The sequence below is a fragment of the Iningainema tapete BLCC-T55 genome (assembly GCF_014698965.1).
GTDB lineage: Bacteria > Cyanobacteriota > Cyanobacteriia > Cyanobacteriales > Nostocaceae > Iningainema > Iningainema tapete.
Genome location: NZ_JACXAE010000132.1, coordinates 1 through 20,156, shown reverse-complemented (window position 1 = coordinate 20,156; position 20,156 = coordinate 1). Strand labels below are relative to the sequence as shown.

Sequence of the window (20,156 nt, the reverse complement as noted above, 5' to 3'; positions counted from 1 at the left end):
ATTATACCTAGACGCTTTAACCTATGAGGAGAGGAAATCCAAATCCTAGAACTGAGTTTCTCGTAGCTCAAAAAACCGGGTGGCGTCATCTACCAACTAAAGCGGTAAGAGTTCCTCAAGCCCTTGAATCGCAAGTCTTAGAATATGCGCGGTTACTAGACTCCCAAAACGAAAATCAATCAATCTTCTACGGATTCCTTAGCTTAGAAGCATCAATACGCCAGCTAGAAAGCTGGAGTTTAGAGGATTTGCTAGAGCTTGAGAAAAAGCTACCAGGTATTATTGCTGATAAAAAGGAGCAGTTGTGCGATCGTAGATTAGAAGCTGCTATCCTTCACTTAGCACGTCACTGCGACGGCGCATACTCAGTGGATGGGCAAGGATTTAACAAAGCTGATACGTCATTCGGGCGTTGGTTATCCACTCGTATTCAAGAGAAGCAGTCAATACTCAGGCATCATGCTGAAGCTGCTTTGAAAATGCTTCAGAAGTATGTGGGGCAATTAGAGCGGGGGGGATTAACTTTACCATCTTGGGAGCTTATTGCTCACCAATATCCTTCTCATCAGGAGCTACCACTACAGCAGACAGAGGAAGGAAGATTTGAGAAATCACCGCGTCGCATTGAGATTAAAGACGCTGAAGTTGCAGTGTACGCTCCATATGACGCTACAGGAGTGTTTAATAAAAAGTGTAAAACTATTGAGGGGTGGCGGTTTAACGGCAGTGATAAAGGATGGTACTTTCCTCTAAGAAATCTAGACAAGGTGCTAGACAAGTTTAAAGACGGATATGAAATCGATCCAAACATTGAAGGTGCGATCGTATTACTACAGCAGCAGAGGGAGGAAGAGCAAGCAGCCAAGGAAGCTGAAGCGCTCGAGCTGTCAAACCAAACTATCGATTTAATCAAAGCTGCTGACTTAGATGCTCCTCTTGCCAACGGTTGGCACTTGCGTAATTACCAAAAAAAAGGTGTAGAGTGGTTACTGGCCCATCGTGTAGGTGTATTTTACCGTGGTGGTATACTTGCCGATCACATGGGTTTGGGTAAATCCCTCACTTCACTGGTTGCAGCTAGGGCAATGCAGCGCGTACACAATTGCCCAGTACTTGTAATTGCTCCAGTATCAGTGCTGGAGAATTGGCGGCGGGAAGCTGCTAAAGCTGAAGTGAGAATAGAATGCTACAGCTGGGCAAAACTACCTAAGCCATTGGAGAAGCAGCCATATGTGCTAATCTGTGACGAGTCTCATTATGCTCAGAATTTTTCTTCCCTGCGCACGCAGAAAATGCTAGAGCTAGCTAAACACAACAATTGCCTAGCATCCTGGCTATTAACTGGTACTCCAATTAAAAATGGTAGACCAATAAACCTTTTCCCATTACTTTATGCTTTAGATCATCCCCTTGCATTGAATCAACGGGAGTATGAGAAACACTACTGCAATGCTCACTACAAAGACGTTGGTAAAAAGACTGTTTGGGATACTACGGGCGCATCCTACCTAGCAGAGCTTTCAGAAAAAACTAAAGATATCATACTTCGTCGAACTAAGGACGAGTGTTTACCGGAGCTTCCCGCTAAAACCAGATTCTTAGAGGAAATTGAACTTGAGTCTGGGCAGAGGGCTGAGTATGATGAATTTGTGCGGTTACTAGTTGACGATTACAAACAGCGTTCCCAAAGCTTCAAATTAATCAAAAACCTCCCCCTGCTATTTAAAGCCCCAACTTTCAAAGGGTGGTTATCCTGGGTGCTAGCATATAACCCAGTGGACAAGTCTGCTGAAGCCTTGGTGACTATCAACATCCTCCGCAAAGTTGGAAGCCACGCCAAAGTAGAAGCAGCGATCGCAATAGCAGAGGAACTAATTGAGCAAGGGCAATCTGTGGTTCTCTTCACTGAGTTTGTAGAGTCGGCAAAGGCGATTAGTAAGGGTTTGGGGGTGAAGACCTTAGTTGGAGAGACGATGCCAGAGGAAAGGCAGGCGATCGTTGATGCCTTCCAAGCTGGTGAAACAAAAGCGTTTGTTGGTACTATCAAAGCTGGTGGTGTAGGGTTGACACTTACAGCAGCCAGTAATGTAATTCTAGTTGATCGTCCGTGGACACCTGGAGATGCAGAACAGAGTGAGGACAGGTGTCACAGGTTGGGGCAGAAAAGTGCTGTCTTCGCAACCTGGCTACAGCTAGGGCATATTGATCGAGCAATTGATACTCTATTAACTGAGAAGCAACAGCGGATCGAACTGGTGCTTAAAGGTAAAGCTCAAACATTGGAAGGAATTAATTCTCCATCTGAGCTAGCTAAGCAGCTTTTGGAAATTTTGTAGGTATCGGACTAACGTGTTATCCAAGCGACAATTCTACAGTAGTAACTAACTACCGGGTTGCCGCGCCCGGTGTGGTAGCCAAGGAAAAGATTGTGTAATTGTCAGAAAAACCGGAAAATAGTTGACAGAATCTGTATCAAAGTGTAAATACAGTTTACCTAACAATAGCTATGCCACCAGATTACTCCAGGCAAAATCTTAGAGGGCGAAATTTTAGAGGTAAGAATCTTGAAGGGGCGAACTTTAGCGGGGCAGATATCCGAAGCACTGATTTTACTGGTGCTTACTTAAAAGGTGCAAACTTCAGTCATGCTAAAGCGGGATTGGAAAAGCGGTGGGCGGCGTTCTTAGTGCTTGTTTTATGGTTAATATCTGGATTGGCAGGATTTTTATCGTCTTTTATTGAACTCTTAATATCCCATTCATGGAGATCTCTTAATTATTCATGGATATTTCTTAATTTAAGTGACAAAAATTGGATAAGTAACCAAAATTCGACTAACTTAATAGTAGTTATTGTTTTCTTTATTGTCTTTATAATTATAATTCGTCAAGGGTTAAATTCAGTTTTTGCCTTTCCCATTGTCTTTGCGGTAGCTGGAATCTTAACCGTTACCTTAGCCTTAGCCTTAGCCTTAGCCTTAGCCTTTGCCTTAGGCGGAACAACAGACGGAGCCTTTGCCTTAAGTGCAATCCTTCGAGGAACATTAGACGCTGCGTTTGGCGGTGTCATTTACGAAGTCGGAGACTTTACTACGACTTTTGCTAGTGCCTTAGGCTTTGCCGGAGCCGTTACCATTGCTTTTGCTTTTGCCTTTGCTTTAGTCTTTTCTGTAGCCGGAGCTTTTGCTGTAGCTGGAGTCTTAGTTTTAGCCTTAACCTTAGCCTTAGCCTTAGTTTCAGCCTTTGCTGGAAACTTTGTCTTGGCTGGCGGAAACTCAATTTTTATGGGAGCTTTACCCTTACTCGTAATTTTATTTACCACATATATTACTTGGGGATTGTTTAAGGGTGATAAAAAATACACCCAAATTCGTAACATGGCTGTTGCCTTCGCAGCTTTTAAAGGAACAAGCTTCCGCAGTGCAGATTTAACGGATGCTAATTTTACAGGAGCTACACTCAAAAGTACAGATTTTAGAAAAGCTACTTTGACTTGTACAAGCTTTCACAATACCAAGAAACTAGACCGTGTTCGTCCCGGTTCAAGCTATCTTCAGAAAGCAGAAGTGCGCAACTGCTTGGTTACTGGACTTGGACAGGATAAGAACTTTGACCGTCTTGACTTACGAGGAATTAACTTTAAAGGTGCTAACTTAGTAGATGCCAGTTTGATCAGTGTAGACTTAAGTGGAGCCAACTTGCAAGATGCTGACTTATCTAGAGCAAAGCTGGTACAAGCGCAACTAGATGGAACTGACTTTACTGGTGCTACCCTCACTGGAGCATACATCCAAGATTGGAACATCACTATCGATACCAAATTTAATGGAGTGCAGTGCGAGTACGTTTACATGCGTCTACCCACGAAAGAGAACGCTGACCCCCTGCGTAAACCCGATAACAATAAAGAAGTTTTTGCAGATGGGGAATTTGGAGATTTTATTCAACCAATATTTGACACACTCGATCTATATCATAATCAAGGCGTTGATCCAAGAGCGATCGCAGTCGCATTCAAAGAATTAGCTGAAAACAACCCAGAGGTTGAGCTTGAAATCGTAGCAGTAGAGAGACGAGGTGAGGATAAGATATTGCTCCGTGTTAAAACCGCAGCAACTGCTAGTAAATCTGAGTTAAGCCGAGAATATTTTTTAAATTACAATCAAATAAAAGAATTGGCAGAACAAGAAATTAAAATATTAATTGCCGAAAAAGAGAATCAAGTTTATAGATTAGAGAATATGGTATTAACGGCACTTGAGCGTCCTAATTTCTACGTTGAAACCGTTCAACATCAAGGAGATATTGTATCACAAAAATCAGAAACTTCTCATTACGATCTGCAAGAGTCAAAATTTGGTGGAGGTTTTGCAGGTACTGGAGGAAATCAAACAAGTGGTACTTTTCACGAAAATTCTTCTCACCAAAATCTACAACAGCAGCCTCAAACTCTGATTGACAACCAGATTATCTGTGCTAATTGCAAGCGCCCAAATCCCAACACTTTTAATTTTTGTATCAAATGTGGTACAAAACTAACATCGCTTACCTAATCATTAAGTAAAAAAATTCAATTATTAACATTACTAAATTCACTGGAAAATTATGTCAGATAAATATAATCTCAGTAACGCTAAATTTGGTGGTGGTTTTGCAGGTGACGGAGGAACTCAAATAGGTGGTACTTTCAATGACTACTCATTAACTGATGCAGTGCATACCAACACTCCTGTCAAAACAATTCTGATTCTAGCAGCCAATCCAAAAACTACTTCGTCTTTACGTTTGGATGAAGAGGTTCGAGAAATTGATGCTGGATTACAACGCGCCAAAAAACGTGAGTTATTTAATCTAAAACAACAGTGGGCTGTTCGTGTTCAAGATGTTTACCAAGCACTACTTGATTTTAAACCACAATATGTCCATTTTAGCGGTCATGGTTCAGGAGATGATGGTTTAGTACTGGAGGATGAAACTGGAAATGTCAAGTTAGTAGATACCGTTGCGCTGGCTTCCTTGTTCAAGCTGTTTGCTGGTAATATTGAATGTGTTGTCCTCAATGCTTGTTATTCAGAAGTTCAAGCTATGGCGATCGCTCAACATATCCCTTATGTTATTGGTATGAAGAAGGAGATTGGGGATTTTGCGGCAATCAAGTTTGCCACGGGGTTTTATAGTGCCATCGGCGGTGGGGAGTCAGTGGAGTTTGCTTACAAGCTTGGATGTAGCGTTATTCAGCTAGAGGGAATTCCAGAATATTTGACACCTGAGTTAAAGAAGAAGTAAAAATCTCCTCAAGTTGATTGACAAGGAAATGTTTAAAAAAATTGTCAATTCCTCCAACCCAAGTCTAGCAGAAGCAGCAGCGCTCTCGCGATAGCAACAGTAGCGCTCAAGCGATTCAAAAAACCTTGAAAGTCGCTCTATTCAAAAATTAGCTCTTTCTGGTAGGAGGGAAGTTTGCTTTAAATGGATTGACAATCTGTAAAGTATTTTCAACTATTAAACCATCTTGCATATCTTCTGAGTAAAGAATACTTGCATCCCCTAAAATGGCACTTGCAACGATAAGACTATCCCAAAATGAAAGTAAGTATTGAGCGCGTAATTTTACAGCAGATTGAAGAGTTTCAAGAGAGACTGGTAAGATTTCACAACCTTGCTCTAATTCTTCCAGTAATATTTGAATTTGGGCATTATTAAACCCTGCTTTACGGATTAAATTGGCACAAACCTCATTAACCACTTGTGTACTGATTAAGATATTTTGGTAATTTGTGATAGTTGTAGCGATTTGTTGCTTGGAAATAGCATCAGTTTCACGAGGGTTGATAATAAAGCGATACAGCCAAATATTAGAGTCAATAAAGCTCTTTTGGGATTCATCAACGTTCATTGGCTTCAACTCTTGTCAACGGCTGAAAATCTTCAATTTTGATTGGATTGTCTGTTAATTGAGCAATAAGTCCTTTTTTTGGAAAGCCTTTTGTTTTGGGGCTTGAATGAGATTCTACAATAAGTTTGACGGATTCACCCTCAGCGAGTTGGAGATTTCCGATAGGGCGTAAAACGCCATTTTCAAACACGGCTTCACAGTTTTGTTGCTGCATACTCAAACTATTAATTATCTCTCTCCAATTCTAACCGATGAACAAACCTAGATAAAAATTCTTTAAGTAGTTTGACAAAATTAAATTCATTCGTTCAGACAGGAGTCAGGAGTCAGGAGTCAGGAGTCAGGAGTCAGGAAAACAGTTTGTATAAGTAATTCTGTGGAAGTACTTAAAACTGATATAGCGGTTCTTACTTCCGTGAGGTACAGGAAAAAGTAATTAACCACAGATGAACACAGATAAACACAGATAAATTTGTACTTTGGCAAACTAGGAAACGCTATAATAATTATTTAATGGACATCATTTGACAGGATAATAAAGTTTATCTTTCTCCTCATAGCGCCATCCCATACTACTAGGATCTCTGTCTTTGCACCACCGTACAAACTCTTTTTCTGTCATGGTTTCGCGCTTCTGACGTAAAGTAGCAACATCTGTCACCAGTCGCAACGCCAAATTTTTCTCCTCAAAAGGCTGGAGTTGGGGAGCCTCCCTTTGATAGTACTGGTTGGGGTAAGAGCGAGAAGAGCGTTTAGCTCCTGAATTGTTGCGTTGTAAAACCATCATCGCCCCTTCTAGTTGCGCTAGTCGAGTTGTAAGAGCTTCTAGCTTTTCTTCTAAGTTAGTTACAGATTTCAATATCGACTTGCTATCAATATCGCTATCAAAACGAGACTCTAACTTTTCTAATCTAAGCTGAAGTTGCTTTACTGTTTCACTTGCCCCAATATCGCTATCAGTATTGCTATCAATATTTGATATCAACGACTGTAAACCTAGAAGCACAGCATTTGTTTGTCCTAGCCTGTGTAGCCGTGATAGCTCCTTTACTGCCTCAATGAGTGGGGTAGGCACGCGGAGCATCTGGCTAGGTGGAGTTTTTTTACTTTTGCTGGATTTCTTTACAGGCATCTTGATATCGTTTATGATAGCCATTTTGCTATCAGTGATAACATTACTCTAATTTATACCTTTTGTCATCAGAATGTTTGTGTAATTTTCTAAAAAATCGGAAAATAGTTGACAGAATCTGTATCAATGTATAGCAGTTTACCTAACAACAGCCATGCCACCAGATTACTCCGGGCAAAATCTTAGAGGGCGAAATTTTCGAGGTAAGAACCTTGAAGGGGCGAACTTTAGCGGGGCAGATATCCGTGGCGCTGATTTTACTAGTGCTAAATTAAAAGGTGCTAACTTCAGTGATGCCAAAGCTGGATTGCAAAAACGGTGGGCGACGTTTTTGGTAGTTGTTTCGTGGGGGTTGTCGGGGTTATCAGGATTCTTCTCAGCTTTAGCTGGCTATATGGTGGCGTATATAATATTTTACAAAACTGACAATTATCAAGAGCAAATAGGGTATCAAATCGCAGGCTGCATTATTATAGTTATATTTATCATCTTCTTTTTCGTTACAATTCGCCAAGGAATACAAGCGGGTTTAGGAGCTGTCGCCGTCGCAGGAGCCGTCGCAGGAGCCGTCACCTTCGCCGGAGCCTTCGCCGTCACCTTCGCCGGAGCCTTCGCCGAAGCCTTCACCGGAGCCGGAGCCGGAGTCGGAGCCGGAGTCGGAGCCTTCGCCTTCGCCGTCGCCTTCGCCGGAGCCGGAGTCGGAGCCTTCGTCGTCGCCGTTGCCGTCGCCGGAGCCTTCGCCGAAGCCGTCGCCTTCGCCGGAGCCGGAGCCGGAGCCGGAGTCGGAGCCGTCGCCTTCGCCTTCGCCTTCGCCGTCGCCGTTGCCTTCGCCGTCGCCGTCGCCTTCGCCTTCGCCGTCGCCTTCGCCGTTGCCTTCACCTTCGTGTTATTAAGTATCTATATTAGTTGGCGATCGCTCAAAGGAGATCCAAAATACGCTTTAATTCGTAACATGGCTATTGCTTTTGCAGCAATTAGCGGAACAAGCTTTCGCAGTGCAGATTTAACCGATGCTAATTTTACGGGAGCTACCCTCAAAAGTACAGATTTTAGAAAAGCTAATCTAACTCGTACAAGCTTTCACAATACCAAGAAACTAGACCGTGTTCGTCCTGGTTCAAGCTATCTTCAAAAAGCAGAAGTGCGTAAACTGTTGGTTACTGGAGTTGGGCAAGATAAGAACTTTGACTATCAAGATTTGCGTGGAATTAACTTAGAAGGCGCAAACTTAACCGAAACTAGCTTTTTAGGAGCAAACTTAAAAAGAGCTACTTTCCAAGGAGCTAACCTAACTGACACCGACTTCATGATAGCCAATCTCAATGAAGTTAATCTACAAGATGCTAACTTATCTAGAGCTAATCTTGTACAGACACAATTGTTTCAAGCTGACTTTACCGGAGCTACCCTCACTGGAGCATACATCAAGGATTGGAATATCACCAGTGATACCAAGTTTGATGGAGTGCGGTGCGAGTACGTTTACATGCGACTACCCACTAGAGAGAACCCTGACCCCCTGCGTAAACCCGATAACAATAAAGAAGTGTTTGCAGATGGAGAGTTCGGAGATTTCATTAAACCAATAATTGACACCCTCGACCTTTATCATAATAGTGATGTTGACCCCAGAGCGATCGCCATCTCATTCAAGCGGTTAGCAGAGAATCATCCTGACGCTGAACTAGAGATTGTGGCAATGGAGAAGCGGGGTGAAGATAAATTTTTACTCAGAGCAAAAACTGCACCCACTGCTGATAAGTCAGAACTGAGTGCAGAATATTTTACTATTTATAACGAACTAAAAGCGTTAGCACAGCAAGAGTTAAAGGCGCTAATAGCAGAAAAAGATAGCAGAATTTCTAGTTTAGAGACTATGGTAAAGACGGCGCTACAAAGTCCTAAATTTTACGCTCAAACTTATCATAATCAAGGAGATACTATGCCTGAAGCTTCTAAGTACGATATGCGTGGATCTAATTTCCCAGGCGGGTTTGCTGAAACTAACTACGGCAACATGGTAGAAACTCAACATAATTATGCTGCTCAAACTAATTTACGAGAAGCCGCAGCGCAAATCCAGGAGTTACTCACACAACTAGAACAATCTTACCCTAGCGATACAACTACTGGAAGAATGGCGATCGCCACTGAAGCAATCAAACGCATCGAAGGAGATCCTACCATAAAAGCACGGATACTCAGCGCATTAAAATCAGGTGGCATTCAAGCTTTAGCACAATTGCTTAATCATCCTGCTGCTAGCTTTGTGATTGGCGCTTTGGAAGACTGGCAGAAAACCAAGGATACTTAGGTTGATAGTGGACTTGCGCTCGCGCAGAGTGCAGTGCCTAGAGGGCAATCGCCAGAGTGTTTAGCTCATTTGGCAATTTGTAAGGGCGTACAAGCGATTCAAAAAACCTTGAAAGTTGAAGCTGGCAAAGTTGGGTAGCGGTACGGTAACACCTTCAAGTAGTTCAACGCCCTTGTATCTACTGTTGACTAAATCTTGCTAATAATTCTTCACGGGATAAATTTGACAATTGTAGTAGTAAAGAGCTAAAATCTTCTGGTGATAATGCTAACAATGGCGAAATAATTGCTTGTAGCTCGTTATCTAAAGCCCCAAACCGCATTTGGAGTAAGTTTTCTATAATACGACGTTCTCTCTCAATCCTTTCCTCTCTGCCAAGTTGCCTACCTTGTTGAACTCCAATTTGTGTAGCTTCTGCCAAACGTTGTTCATAAATCGGTGATAACTGCATAACTAAGTCCCTATCTTCGGTGTCTAAATTCTGATTTAATTCTAAAGTAGTTTTCAAGTTAGCCAATAAATTTAAGGCTTTATCACGTAAAGGATTGCTAGCGTCCAATGCCTGTAATTCTTCAATCGCCCTTTGTTGAACTCAACATTTACCCAATAATCTCAACCAAAGTGTTTCTGGAATTACTGGTAATTGATGAATTACTACCACTGCTGTTCTTAAAGAATCTCCAAGAAAATATATCCCAGGCAACCAGTTCTCTACATCAGGTTTTGCGTTAAATCCTTCTAAAAAATCGTCACTTGCTGTGGGGGAAAGAATCCATAACCTTGGTAAAGAATCTTCATCTAATGAAGTTTCATTACGTTTTGCTTCCCGTTCAAGGCGGGCACAAGTATCAAACAACTTACCCATACAACTACGAACTTCTGACTTTGTGACTGCGTTACGGAAAGGCTCAATCAGGGAAGCTGTATCAGTAAATCTTCCTAATAAACCCAAACTCTCTTTATCAACTTGTGGTTGGGACGTAGGTGCAAAGTAAACATCGATTTCTCTTACTTCCGAGGATACATTCTTACTTGTTTCTACTGAGCCTAATGGTGATAATAATTCTTGGAAATAGTCTTTGGCAAATTGATCGTATGGGAATCTAGTCATTTTACTTTACAATGCGTTACCTAAAGTCTATTGTTTCATAAACAATACACTGCCATATGTATGGTATACAAGATCATGTGACGGCGAAATCACGCTTGTGCCGAAACCTAATCAACGAGCATACATCCAAGATTGGAATATCACTAGCGATACCAAGTTTGATGGAGTGCGGTGCGAGTACGTTTACATGCGCCTCCCTACGAAAGAAAACCCTGACCCCCTGCGTAAACCCGATAACAATAAAGAAGTGTTTGCAGATGGAGAGTTCGGAGATTTCATTAAACCAATAATTGACACCCTACCAACACAACTACTGGAAAAATGGCGATCGCTACCGTTGCCATCAAACGCATCGAAACTGATCCTACCATCAAAGAACGGATACGAGAGCGCGTTAAAGTCAGGTGGCATTCAAGCTTTAGCACAATTGCTTAATCATCCCGCCGCTAGCTTTGTGATTGGCGCTTTGGAAGACTGGCAGAAAACCAAGGATACTTAGGTTGATAGTGAACTTGCGCTACAACCAACACCAGTATGCTTGAATATCGGACTAACACGTTACACAAGCGGCAATTTCACAGTAGTAACTAACTATCGGGTTGCCGCGCCCGGTATGACGCTTAATCTCGAATAACCGCAACCATCAACTCATAACGAGCGATAAGAAGGGAGTCATGCTTCATGCAATAAGCCGGGTACGGCTTGCAGCAAAGCTTATCGCCACATACGAGGTACACTAAAACTGGCACATTGTTAAGTGCAGCAGCGGGGGAAAAACGCACTACAATCCAAACGGATTATCAATCCTTGTAGCTGTCACACGCAGGTGACAACTGGCACAGCACTTAACACTTCTTTACTAACCTTGACTTGTAACGGTGCAAGAGTTTACTTCTTGTCTCTCTCAGATTTCCGAAAATCTGTCAAAGCCTTAAGTACAATTTCAGGATCAAATTTTGAAGCATTTTGGATGTTGACTGCAACATCAGTGTTTAATGGCACAAACAAACCCGTGACTATCGTTAGGTTTGAATCCCCAAGCTCCATGACTTTCGCTTTTGAATTTGCTAGTAATTCGGCAATCTGCTGTGCTAGGATTGCTTCTCTTTCCTGTGGCGTCAAACTATCCAGCAGTCTCCGAATATCTTCTACTGTCACAAACGTAATCTCTAACATATGCCAAATCCGTGCGCAGCCCTGTAGTAATTATCGCACAGATCATACAGCTAACCTGTTACTTGCTTGATCCGAATAATTACGTGAATTTTTCCACTTTTTGCCTATTGCTAGCATAGCCAAATCTATCTCTTCATCATCAGCAGCCTCAATCATTTCAACTAGTTTCTCTCCCATACTTTGTTTTCTTTCAGTTAGAGATTCATTTGCTAGTAGTTGGCAAAAATAACGCCGCGCTCCAGGGGCTAACTGCTCCATTCCCTCTAGCATTGCCATAAATACCTCTGGGCTAATCCACGTCTTACCAGAGCGAAATTCACTTAAGTGGTTAGGCGATATTCCAGCTAGTGGGGCTAAATCCTTTCCCCTAATACCATGTCGATCCATTGTCTGTTTAAAAAGCTGGTGAATCTGAACCATAAAGTTTTATTTCTTAAACCAAGATAGTAGTTTAATTGTACCCTATATTTAAACTACTAAGTTAATTGAATTAAGCCAATAGAAGGGTTAATTCAATAATAGCTTAACTCAATAAAACAGCCCCAGCAAGTTTTTAGGAGTGCTGGGGCTTGTCAAACCTACTTGAATACTATGTCAAATCAACGGAAAAAACAAACGTCAAAAGACGTAGGCTTTGCTGTGTCTAGTGTCACAGCAGAAGAAGCTAAGTCTAGCTCAAAACTAGAAATTTACTATCGCCTTACCCATGAAGAGCTTCTAACTTGGATAGAAAAGTACGACTTGAAATGGTCTGAAGTCAAGCTGTACTTGTATTTTTGCACACTCAACCCCTTTGGCGACCAAGATATCGAGTTTAGCCCAAGCGAACTTTACTCCCAACTCAAAATCAAGAAATCTGCCTTCTACTCAGCGGTAGCAAGACTTGAAACCCTTGGTTTGCTTGATTTTCAAGTATCCCGTGCCCATGTACGTGCTAGTCCATTTAATCGGACAACTTTCCATTTAAATGGAAAACTTTCCACTACAGTGGAAAACATTCCATTAGAACGGAAAGATTTCCAAAAAAATGGAAACTTTTCCAAAAAAATGGACAACAATTCCACTAAAATGGAAAATCGACGCCCAGAACCCGCACAGGATAAGGATTCCAGCGTCCCTCATACTCTTCATACTTATTCAGACTTTAAAAGATCTCTCTCAGATAGCGAGAGAGAGAATTTTGAAAAATTTGTAAGAGCAGAATACAAACGTACTGAAGGCAAGGAAATCCGCCACATCAGTGCCTTTCTAAAAGACGAGCATTTCCAGGAGTGGTGGGAGAAGTATCAAAATCGCCCAGAAGCTGCTCAAGAAAAGCAAAGAACGAAATGGGAGAATCATCCCGAAGTTAAGAACTGGATTGAGGAAATCGAAAGAACCTCTAATCCTCTCGCCTTTGCTATTGGTGATGAGGAAAAGATGGAATTCATCAAATGGGCTAACGAAAATAAAATCTTCAGCTGGCATCAGGAGGAGGAAGAATAATGATTGAGCAACTCCTAGAAGCCCAGCCAACCCGTCCCGAAGAGCTAAAAGATAAAGAAATATGGCAGCCCCGGTGGAACTGCTTCTGCTGCCAAGATACGGGCAAAATTCAACCGCACCTGGTGAGGCTTGTAATCCCCACTTACGATTACAACCGTGACAACTTACCAATCTGCCAAAACTGCAACAAAGGAGCTAACTGGCTGCACCTTAAAGGCAATATTGACACGAGAATCAGCTTAAAAACTTGTAAAAAGCTCGATGTCATATCTCGCCGCGATTGGAAACGCACCACTAAAGAGCAGTTTGAAATGGCAAGAAAACTTGTCGCTGAAGTGTCATCAGTCATAGCTCAGAAAAATAACTTTCGCAACGAGCAGCTTAACCGCATCCATCAAGAATTTATTCTTTGGCGCGAGTTTAATAAGCCCGAAGCTGATGAAGATGAAGTCAAGGAGGAGGAAGAAGTATGAAATCCTCCCTAATTATAGGCTCTAGCCAACTTGGTGTAAGATGCCCTTGTTGCAATCAATCCTTACTTACCAACTTTGATAGCTGCGGTGTCTGCGGATGGATGCCAAAATTCTTAGAGGAAAATCCCAACGTATTCTTAGAGGAAACTCCTACAGAATTCTTAGAGGAAAAATCCCCGAAAATTTCCTCTAAGAAAAATCCCAGCGGCTGCCTTTATCGTTACCTCGAACATAAAACTTTAAAATCAGGAATCGTGGCAACATATCCTCGTGTAGAAGGTATTCGCAACCCCAATAATCTTAATCATTGGCGTTGGGGTTACAACTGGGAAGAGAAGATTAATGGAGTTTGGAAAAATCGCTCGATAGCAGTTCCTCGGCGCTTAGTTAGTCTGGTAAAATCAATGATTAGTGAAGGTAAACCAACGTCAGAAATTAGAGCATTTATTAAGTCTAGAAAACCTAGATAATATCGGAATAATAGGTTATCCGACGCCCCATAACGCTCTGAATGCAAATATTTTCAGGATGCATCTACCACTTTCACGTTTTGGACAAGAAAATCTTGATAAAATAGGAAACTAGTTAATCATGAAGAAAATTCTATTTCTTGATTGTGACGGTACAATCCGTCAACCAGTTAATGGGCAATGGGTACAACCCTACAACAATCAAAAGATTATTCGAGGTGCAGATAAAGCAATTCAGCATTACCATAAAGAAGGTTGGATGATTATTGGTATAAGCAATCAAGGTGGAGTTGAAAAGGGTCATAAAAGTCTTCAAGACGCAATTCTAGAACAGAGATATACTTTAGAGTTATTGCCTCAAATTAACTGTATTTACATCTGCCCTGACTTTCAAGGAAACGAGTGTTATCAGATAGACAAAATCCATCAAACACCTGTTCATGAAACAGAATGGGGTAAAGAATTTATCGGACAATTTCGTAAACCAGACGCTGGAATGATACTTGCAGCAGTGAAGTTTCATGGAGATTTTAATTCAATAAATACCTATTGGTACATAGGCGATCGTCAAGAAGATGAATTAGCATCAAATGCAGCTGGGTGTAATTTTATGGATGCTGACATCTGGAGGGATCGTTTCTTATCAGGAATGTACCAAATCAAGCCAAATACTGTTAAGCAGGTGGAATTTTTAGAAAAATATCGAGTAAACTAGACTTTACTGGCTGAACTTACACCTTAAAGCATTACCTTTGCGGTATATGCAAAGATTCTACAGCTCGCCGCTTCCTTTCTTCCCCACGGCGATCGTATCTAACTGTGATTGCAGGTGAGGAATGCCCTGCCAGGTTTTGCACAGTGCCAATATCTACCCCTGCATCAAGTAAATCAGATACAAACGTGCGTCGCAAATCATGAGGTGAAAAACCCTCTACACCAGCCTCCGCTTGACGCTTCTTTAAAATCATCATAATCGCCTGGGGCGTCAGCTTCTTCAATATCACTCTACCAGCTTTGTTGACGTGGCACAATAACGGACCAGGTGCTGTAGTCCTAATTTCAACCCAATCATTGACTATCTTCACCGCTGTCTCTGGTAAGTATACCGTCCTATCTACTCTTCCCTTACCAGCTACAATTTTAATCTCACCAGTTTGAGCATTGAAATTCTTTAAGTAGAGATTTGCCACTTCGCTGCGTCTCAATCCCGTCCCACGGAGAATTCCGATTAATGCCGCATCTCGAAACCCCGCTCCTGTGAGATCTTTAAAACAAATCTTCATTAAAGCGTTGATTTCCGACTGTGCTAGCGCTCTCCCCCTTAATTCCTTAGAAACCCTAACACTATCAATATCTACAGCACGGGTATAGTCAGCAGGAGACATCAACTCCAGCCGCAGCGCTTCTTTCAAAACCCGTCTCAAAGCGCATAGTGCCTTGTTAACAGTCGCAGGTTCATAATTCTTAACTAACGCTGAGCGAATAGCAGCGGTGTGCTTATACCTGAGTGCAGCCCAATTAAGTGTAAGGTAGTCTGCTTTCCCGTCAGTCAACAACTTGGCAATTAAATTCAGAGAATATCGCATCGTTACCTCTGAGCTTTCCCCTAACGATGAGAGATATACCGAAGCTGGGTGTTCGGTTAAAGCCAGGGGAGTTGTCAAAACCAAGCCGTCAACTGATGTCGCTGACATTTGTTATTAAAACGAAGGTTCTAGAAAAACTTATTACAGCAGAGCTTATTACAGCAGAGCTTATTCAAGACAATAATATTTTCATAACTAACTCACAACCGTAGTCAGGTTGTGTGCATACGTCTTATGGTGGTACGTAGGCGATCGTTACTACTCTTCTGATGTAACTCCCTCACCTTTACTGATCGATTCTTTGACTGCTTCCTCTAACTCCTCAATTGAGCATTTATACAGTCTGCATAGTGCTGCTGTTTGATCGATCCGCAATCTTGGTATAGTGCGCCCCTTCTCCCAGTTGCGTACAGAAGACTCCCCTATCCCAATTCGACTTGCGACATCAACGGTTCTAAGTTCAGCCCTTTCCCTCAGTTCTTTCATATCCATTGCTATCTTCTTAACGCAACTGGTTGACACAACGTGTTGTGATAAAATAAATTACTAACAATAACCGTTGCGCTCAACTGCCAAGAAGAAACTGCAACGGTTAACGTTAACCCCTTGAGGTCAATATTATGATTACACGTTTACAGCCCCTCAGTGAAATCATTCCTAATGCACTTTCTTCCTCTATTGTCAATCCGAATGAAGAAGAATTAAATGTATCTTCTCCTACTACCGATACATCAGGGAAAGAACCTATTAAGCACATGTTGATTGGCAGCCCTAAAGCCATCAGAGCTACCATTCATTACCTGCATGTTGTAAACTATGCCCAAACTGCTGATTGGAGTCCTTTATTACCTACTCCTAACCCTGGAGAATTTATGAGTATCTTTACTCGTAATATCTCGGTTCAATAATTCTTTGAACGCATAAATGCCCCGGTATCCTTTGCCGGGGAATAAGCTACAGAATTAGGTTGCGAGTTTGGCGATCGCGTTCCTCCCATGTCGGATGAATAGGTTATCTGAGGGAAAAACTTATTAGCCACAGCACGATCTGCTATCAATACCGATATCACGCTTGTTCTCGCTCAATAATAGCGTGATTGCGCTCTCTTGTCTGCCCTGAGGGTGATTGCACTCCGTGTACTGCCCGAAGTAGCGATCGCCAGCTCCCATATCGGACTACTAGGTCATCCAAGCCAAAAATTTACTAGCACTTCGTGCGACCTGGCGTCGGATACAGATATTTCTACTCATTTACTTCATTAAGTGCTTCATCTAGTAATAGCCGGACAATCTCAGCTTTCTTCCTGCCTGTTTTCGCTGCGAGCATTGAAAGCTTGTGGTGCATCGACTGAGGTAAATCTACAGTTAATCTAACCGTTGGTTCTTTGGTAGTGGTTTGTTGAATTTGAGACATTATACTAGACTTGGCTGGTTGTTGAGTAGATGCAGGCAAGGGTTCGGGTTCTTGAGGAGAATCTTGTTCGCTTTGTGGTTCCTCACTCTTACCATAAACAAAATCCTGGGCTAAAGCATCATCGAGGGGCTTTCGCTTTTTAGTAGTCATGGTAGTATTCTCAAAATTTCCTTAAATAATTGCTCGTACTCTCGCGCTGACTCAGTTGCTGATCTTCCTGGTAAGTCCCAAACTGTTGCTGATTGACCAGAACTATCTGCTATAATCTGCCTTTGGTGAATTACGCAATTTAGCATTGCTACTTCCTTTGTTTGCTTTAGAAGTGCGATTGCCTCATCCAGTAGCTTTGTCCCTTTGACAGCTCGACTGATAAATAAAGCTGCTTTTGGTGGACCATTACGAACAGACTGAGCTTGCTTAATTAGTCGTACAGAGTCGGAAGCTGAGCGTAAGTCTAAACCCGTTGGCTGGCAAGGAACTATAGCCAAGTCGGCTCGAAATAAAATCGCCCTGGTAGATTCCTGCAAACCAGCAGGACCATCTACAATTAGATGATCGCACTCAAGAGTTAACTGTGGGATTTGCTCAAGTAGATCGTCTGGTGATTGCACCACAGTAACTGGAATTGTACTTTCCATCGACTCTAGCCAAAGAGAACTGCTGCGCTGGGCATCAGCATCAACGAAAGATACTTTCTGACTTTTTTTAGCTAGCCAGTAAGCAAAGTGAACTGCTGATGTAGACTTGCCACAGCCCCCTTTTTGATTAATAAACGCTATTACTGCCATACTTCATTGATTACTGCATTACTGCATTGATTACTGCATTGATTACTGTGCTAAGTATATAATAACGTAAAGCCACTATTTTGATTAATCACTGCTATAATGCATTACTGCATTGATTACTGCATTACTGCATTAAGTGTCTGAGATGAAGCGTACACGTAGAAATTCGCGATCAACACTACCCCTACTTTATCGGATCTACAAGTTATTAGAGCGGCAATTGTAGGAGGAACTATCGGGTTGCCGCGCTCGATAACAAGCGTACACGTAGAAATTGGCGATCATCAACTTATGACGGGCAATCCGGTTTTTGTTCGTCTGCTACAAGCTACCCTCCGAAGCGCTTAGATTGCAAATTTTTACCGATAGCAATTGTGTCAGGATGATTTACTCCTAAACAAAGTTCAGCAATTTCCAATGCTTCGATGTAAAATGGCTCAGCATTGCGGTGATGATTGGATATATATGAGCGCACCTTCTCCATTATCTAGATAATACCCTGTCAAATAAACTTTAGTCAACAAGCTTTGCGGAAAAACTACGAATTATTTCGGCACATCTCTAAATTTTCACGAACAGTAATTGCGTTGGGATGATTTGGTCCTAATCTTTTTTCAGCAATTTCCAATGCTTTGATGTAGAATGATTCAGCTTCACTGTACCTTCCTTGGGATTTGTAGAGCAGAGCCAGGTTGTTGTAACTTCGGGCGACATGAGGATGCTCCTCTCCCAGCAGACGTTGCGTTAATTCCAAAGCTTTGATGTGCAATGGTTCAGCATCACTGTACCTTCCTTGGGAATCGTAGAGTCCAGCAAGGTTGTTGTAACTTAGGGCGACATCCGGATGGGATTCTCCCAGTAGACGTTGCCTTAGTTCTAATGCTTTAATGTGCAATGGTTCAGCATCACTGTACCTTGCTTGGGAATGGTAGAGTAGAGCTAGGTTGTTGTAACAGGTGGCGACATCGGGATGGGATTCTCCTAGCAAGCGTTGCATTAATTCCAAAGCTTTGATGTACAATGGTCCAGCTTCACTGTACCTTCCTTGGTCAGAGTAGAGTAGAGCCAGGTTGTTGTAACTTTGGGCGACATCGGGATGGGATTCTCCCAGCAAGCGTTGCCTTAATTCCAATGCTTTAATGTACAATGGTTCGGCATCACTGTACCTTTCTTGGGACTTGTAGAGTCCAGCAAGGTTGTTGTAACAGGTGGCGACATCGGGATGGGATTCTCCTAGTAAGCGTTGCATTAATTCCAAAGCTTTGATGAACAATGGTTCAGCATCACTGTACCTTCCTTGAAATTGGTAGAGATAAGCAAGGCTGCCGTAACTAGTGGCGACATTCGGATGGGATTCTCCCAGGAAGCGTTGCCTTAATTCCAAAGCTTTGATGATCAATAGTTCAGCATCACTGTACCTTCCTTGGGATGAGTAGAGTAGAGCCAGGTTGTTGTAACAGGTGGCGACATCCGGATGGGATTCTCCCAGGAGGCGTTGCGTTAATTCCAAAGCTTTGATGTACAATAGCTCAGCATCACTGTACCTTCCTTGGGATTGGTAGAGTCCAGCAAGGTTGTTGTAACTGGTGGCGACATCGGGATGCGATTCTCCTAGGAGGCGTTGCCTTAATTCCAAAGCTTTGATGTATAATGGTTCAGCATCACTGTACCTTCCTTGGGATTGGTAGAGTCCAGCAAGGTTGTTGTAACTTTGGGCGACATCGGGATGCTCTTGTCCTAGCAAGCGTTGCCTTAATTCCAATGCTTTAATGTACAATGGTTCGGCATCACTGTACCTTCCTTGGGATTCGTAGAGCCCAGCAAGGTTGTTGTAACTTAGGGCGACATCGGGATGCTCTTGTCCTAGCAAGCGTTGCCTTAATTCCAATGCTTTAATGTACAATGGTTCGGCATCACTGTACCTTCCTTGGGATTCGTAGAGCCCAGCAAGGTTGTTGTAACTTAGGGCGACATCGGGATGCTCTTGTCCTAGCAAGCGTTGCGTTAATTCCAAAGCTTTGATGATCAATAGTTCAGCATCACTGTACCTTCCTTGGGATTCGTAGAGTAGAGCCAGGTTGTTGTAACTTAGGGCGACATCCGGATGGGATTCTCCCAGGAGGCGTTGCCTTAATTCCAAAGCTTTGATGTATAATGGTTCAGCATCACTGTACCTTCCTTGGGATTGGTAGAGTCCAGCAAGGTTGTTGTAACTTTGGGCGACATCGGGATGCTCTTGTCCTAGCAAGCGTTGCCTTAATTCCAATGCTTTAATGTACAATGGTTCGGCATCACTGTACCTTCCTTGGGATT

General features: G+C 42.4%; 23 protein-coding genes. 10 read left to right on the top strand and 13 right to left on the bottom strand.

What is annotated here, in order from left to right; genetic code table 11:
* Positions 1 to 23: 23 nt before the first annotated feature.
* From ICL16_RS43055 to ICL16_RS43045, 3 genes are all read left to right on the top strand, one after another.
* Positions 24 to 2,336, top strand: a complete 2,313-nt coding sequence (locus tag ICL16_RS43055) for a DEAD/DEAH box helicase (protein WP_190838605.1) — start codon at positions 24 to 26, stop codon at positions 2,334 to 2,336.
* 170 nt (positions 2,337 to 2,506) lie between these two features.
* Positions 2,507 to 4,552: a pentapeptide repeat-containing protein gene (locus ICL16_RS43050; protein WP_190838603.1), complete on the top strand. Its 2,046-nt coding sequence runs from the start codon at positions 2,507 to 2,509 to the stop codon at positions 4,550 to 4,552.
* A gap of 52 nt (positions 4,553 to 4,604) precedes the next feature.
* Positions 4,605 to 5,285: a CHAT domain-containing protein gene (locus ICL16_RS43045; protein ID WP_190838601.1), complete on the top strand. Its 681-nt coding sequence runs from the start codon at positions 4,605 to 4,607 to the stop codon at positions 5,283 to 5,285.
* 148 nt (positions 5,286 to 5,433) lie between these two features.
* Here ICL16_RS43045 and ICL16_RS43040 read toward each other — a convergent pair whose 3' ends face one another.
* From ICL16_RS43040 to ICL16_RS43030, 3 genes are all read right to left on the bottom strand, one after another.
* On the bottom strand, positions 5,434 to 5,895 hold the full coding sequence (locus ICL16_RS43040) for a PIN domain-containing protein (RefSeq protein WP_190838599.1): 462 nt from the start codon (positions 5,893 to 5,895) through the stop codon (positions 5,434 to 5,436).
* Complete coding sequence (locus tag ICL16_RS43035) at positions 5,885 to 6,109, bottom strand: antitoxin family protein (protein WP_190838598.1); 225 nt, start codon at positions 6,107 to 6,109, stop codon at positions 5,885 to 5,887. The genes ICL16_RS43040 and ICL16_RS43035 overlap by 11 nt, the downstream gene beginning before the upstream one ends.
* Positions 6,110 to 6,415: 306 nt before the next feature.
* Positions 6,416 to 7,051 (bottom strand): hypothetical protein, encoded by a 636-nt coding sequence (locus ICL16_RS43030; RefSeq protein WP_190838596.1) that lies wholly within the window; start codon positions 7,049 to 7,051, stop codon positions 6,416 to 6,418.
* A gap of 130 nt (positions 7,052 to 7,181) precedes the next feature.
* Between ICL16_RS43030 and ICL16_RS43025 the strand changes: the two genes are divergently transcribed.
* Positions 7,182 to 9,341, top strand: coding sequence for a pentapeptide repeat-containing protein (locus ICL16_RS43025; protein WP_190838593.1), 2,160 nt, complete (start codon positions 7,182 to 7,184; stop codon positions 9,339 to 9,341).
* A gap of 178 nt (positions 9,342 to 9,519) precedes the next feature.
* On the opposite strand, the gene ICL16_RS47565 is transcribed toward ICL16_RS43025, so the two are convergent.
* Complete coding sequence (locus tag ICL16_RS47565) at positions 9,520 to 9,900, bottom strand: hypothetical protein (protein WP_337907229.1); 381 nt, start codon at positions 9,898 to 9,900, stop codon at positions 9,520 to 9,522.
* Between the two features lie 33 nt (positions 9,901 to 9,933).
* Positions 9,934 to 10,452: a hypothetical protein gene (locus ICL16_RS47560; protein WP_337907228.1), complete on the bottom strand. Its 519-nt coding sequence runs from the start codon at positions 10,450 to 10,452 to the stop codon at positions 9,934 to 9,936.
* A 97-nt stretch (positions 10,453 to 10,549) separates the two neighbouring features.
* On the opposite strand from ICL16_RS47560, the gene ICL16_RS46555 reads away from it, so the two are divergent.
* Complete coding sequence (locus tag ICL16_RS46555) at positions 10,550 to 10,951, top strand: hypothetical protein (RefSeq protein ID WP_238361207.1); 402 nt, start codon at positions 10,550 to 10,552, stop codon at positions 10,949 to 10,951.
* A 389-nt stretch (positions 10,952 to 11,340) separates the two neighbouring features.
* Here the strand turns inward: ICL16_RS46555 and ICL16_RS43010 are convergent, their stop codons facing one another.
* Positions 11,341 to 11,628 carry a hypothetical protein gene (locus ICL16_RS43010; RefSeq protein WP_190838591.1) on the bottom strand — a complete coding sequence of 96 codons (288 nt, stop codon included), beginning with the start codon at positions 11,626 to 11,628 and terminating at the stop codon, positions 11,341 to 11,343.
* A 42-nt stretch (positions 11,629 to 11,670) separates the two neighbouring features.
* On the bottom strand, positions 11,671 to 12,048 hold the full coding sequence (locus ICL16_RS43005) for a helix-turn-helix domain-containing protein (protein ID WP_190838589.1): 378 nt from the start codon (positions 12,046 to 12,048) through the stop codon (positions 11,671 to 11,673).
* 171 nt (positions 12,049 to 12,219) lie between these two features.
* Here ICL16_RS43005 and ICL16_RS43000 point away from each other — a divergent pair, with 171 nt between their 5' ends.
* From ICL16_RS43000 to ICL16_RS42985, 4 genes are all read left to right on the top strand, one after another.
* Positions 12,220 to 13,113 carry a MarR family transcriptional regulator gene (locus ICL16_RS43000; RefSeq protein ID WP_190838586.1) on the top strand — a complete coding sequence of 298 codons (894 nt, stop codon included), beginning with the start codon at positions 12,220 to 12,222 and terminating at the stop codon, positions 13,111 to 13,113.
* Positions 13,113 to 13,586 (top strand): hypothetical protein, encoded by a 474-nt coding sequence (locus ICL16_RS42995; protein WP_190838584.1) that lies wholly within the window; start codon positions 13,113 to 13,115, stop codon positions 13,584 to 13,586. Before ICL16_RS43000 ends, ICL16_RS42995 begins: the two co-directional genes overlap by 1 nt.
* Positions 13,583 to 14,056 (top strand): hypothetical protein, encoded by a 474-nt coding sequence (locus tag ICL16_RS42990; RefSeq protein WP_190838583.1) that lies wholly within the window; start codon positions 13,583 to 13,585, stop codon positions 14,054 to 14,056. Before ICL16_RS42995 ends, ICL16_RS42990 begins: the two co-directional genes overlap by 4 nt.
* A 121-nt stretch (positions 14,057 to 14,177) precedes the next feature.
* Positions 14,178 to 14,771 (top strand): HAD-IIIA family hydrolase, encoded by a 594-nt coding sequence (locus ICL16_RS42985; protein ID WP_190838581.1) that lies wholly within the window; start codon positions 14,178 to 14,180, stop codon positions 14,769 to 14,771.
* 31 nt (positions 14,772 to 14,802) lie between these two features.
* Here ICL16_RS42985 and ICL16_RS42980 read toward each other — a convergent pair whose 3' ends face one another.
* Positions 14,803 to 15,750, bottom strand: coding sequence for a tyrosine-type recombinase/integrase (locus ICL16_RS42980; RefSeq protein WP_190838578.1), 948 nt, complete (start codon positions 15,748 to 15,750; stop codon positions 14,803 to 14,805).
* Between the two features lie 150 nt (positions 15,751 to 15,900).
* A complete protein-coding gene (locus ICL16_RS42975) occupies positions 15,901 to 16,134 on the bottom strand; it encodes a helix-turn-helix transcriptional regulator (protein ID WP_190838576.1) in 234 nt (77 codons plus the stop codon).
* A 128-nt stretch (positions 16,135 to 16,262) separates the two neighbouring features.
* Here ICL16_RS42975 and ICL16_RS42970 point away from each other — a divergent pair, with 128 nt between their 5' ends.
* Positions 16,263 to 16,550, top strand: coding sequence for a hypothetical protein (locus ICL16_RS42970; protein WP_202895990.1), 288 nt, complete (start codon positions 16,263 to 16,265; stop codon positions 16,548 to 16,550).
* 334 nt (positions 16,551 to 16,884) lie between these two features.
* On the opposite strand, the gene ICL16_RS42965 is transcribed toward ICL16_RS42970, so the two are convergent.
* The 4 genes from ICL16_RS42965 to ICL16_RS42950 all read right to left on the bottom strand — a co-directional run.
* Positions 16,885 to 17,205 (bottom strand): ribbon-helix-helix domain-containing protein, encoded by a 321-nt coding sequence (locus tag ICL16_RS42965; protein WP_190838575.1) that lies wholly within the window; start codon positions 17,203 to 17,205, stop codon positions 16,885 to 16,887.
* On the bottom strand, positions 17,202 to 17,843 hold the full coding sequence (locus tag ICL16_RS42960) for an AAA family ATPase (RefSeq protein WP_190838573.1): 642 nt from the start codon (positions 17,841 to 17,843) through the stop codon (positions 17,202 to 17,204). Before ICL16_RS42960 ends, ICL16_RS42965 begins: the two co-directional genes overlap by 4 nt.
* A 328-nt stretch (positions 17,844 to 18,171) precedes the next feature.
* Positions 18,172 to 18,327 (bottom strand): hypothetical protein, encoded by a 156-nt coding sequence (locus ICL16_RS42955; protein ID WP_190838570.1) that lies wholly within the window; start codon positions 18,325 to 18,327, stop codon positions 18,172 to 18,174.
* A gap of 54 nt (positions 18,328 to 18,381) precedes the next feature.
* The coding region (locus ICL16_RS42950) for a tetratricopeptide repeat protein (RefSeq protein WP_202895989.1) at positions 18,382 to 20,156 on the bottom strand (1,775 nt) is incomplete at its 5' end.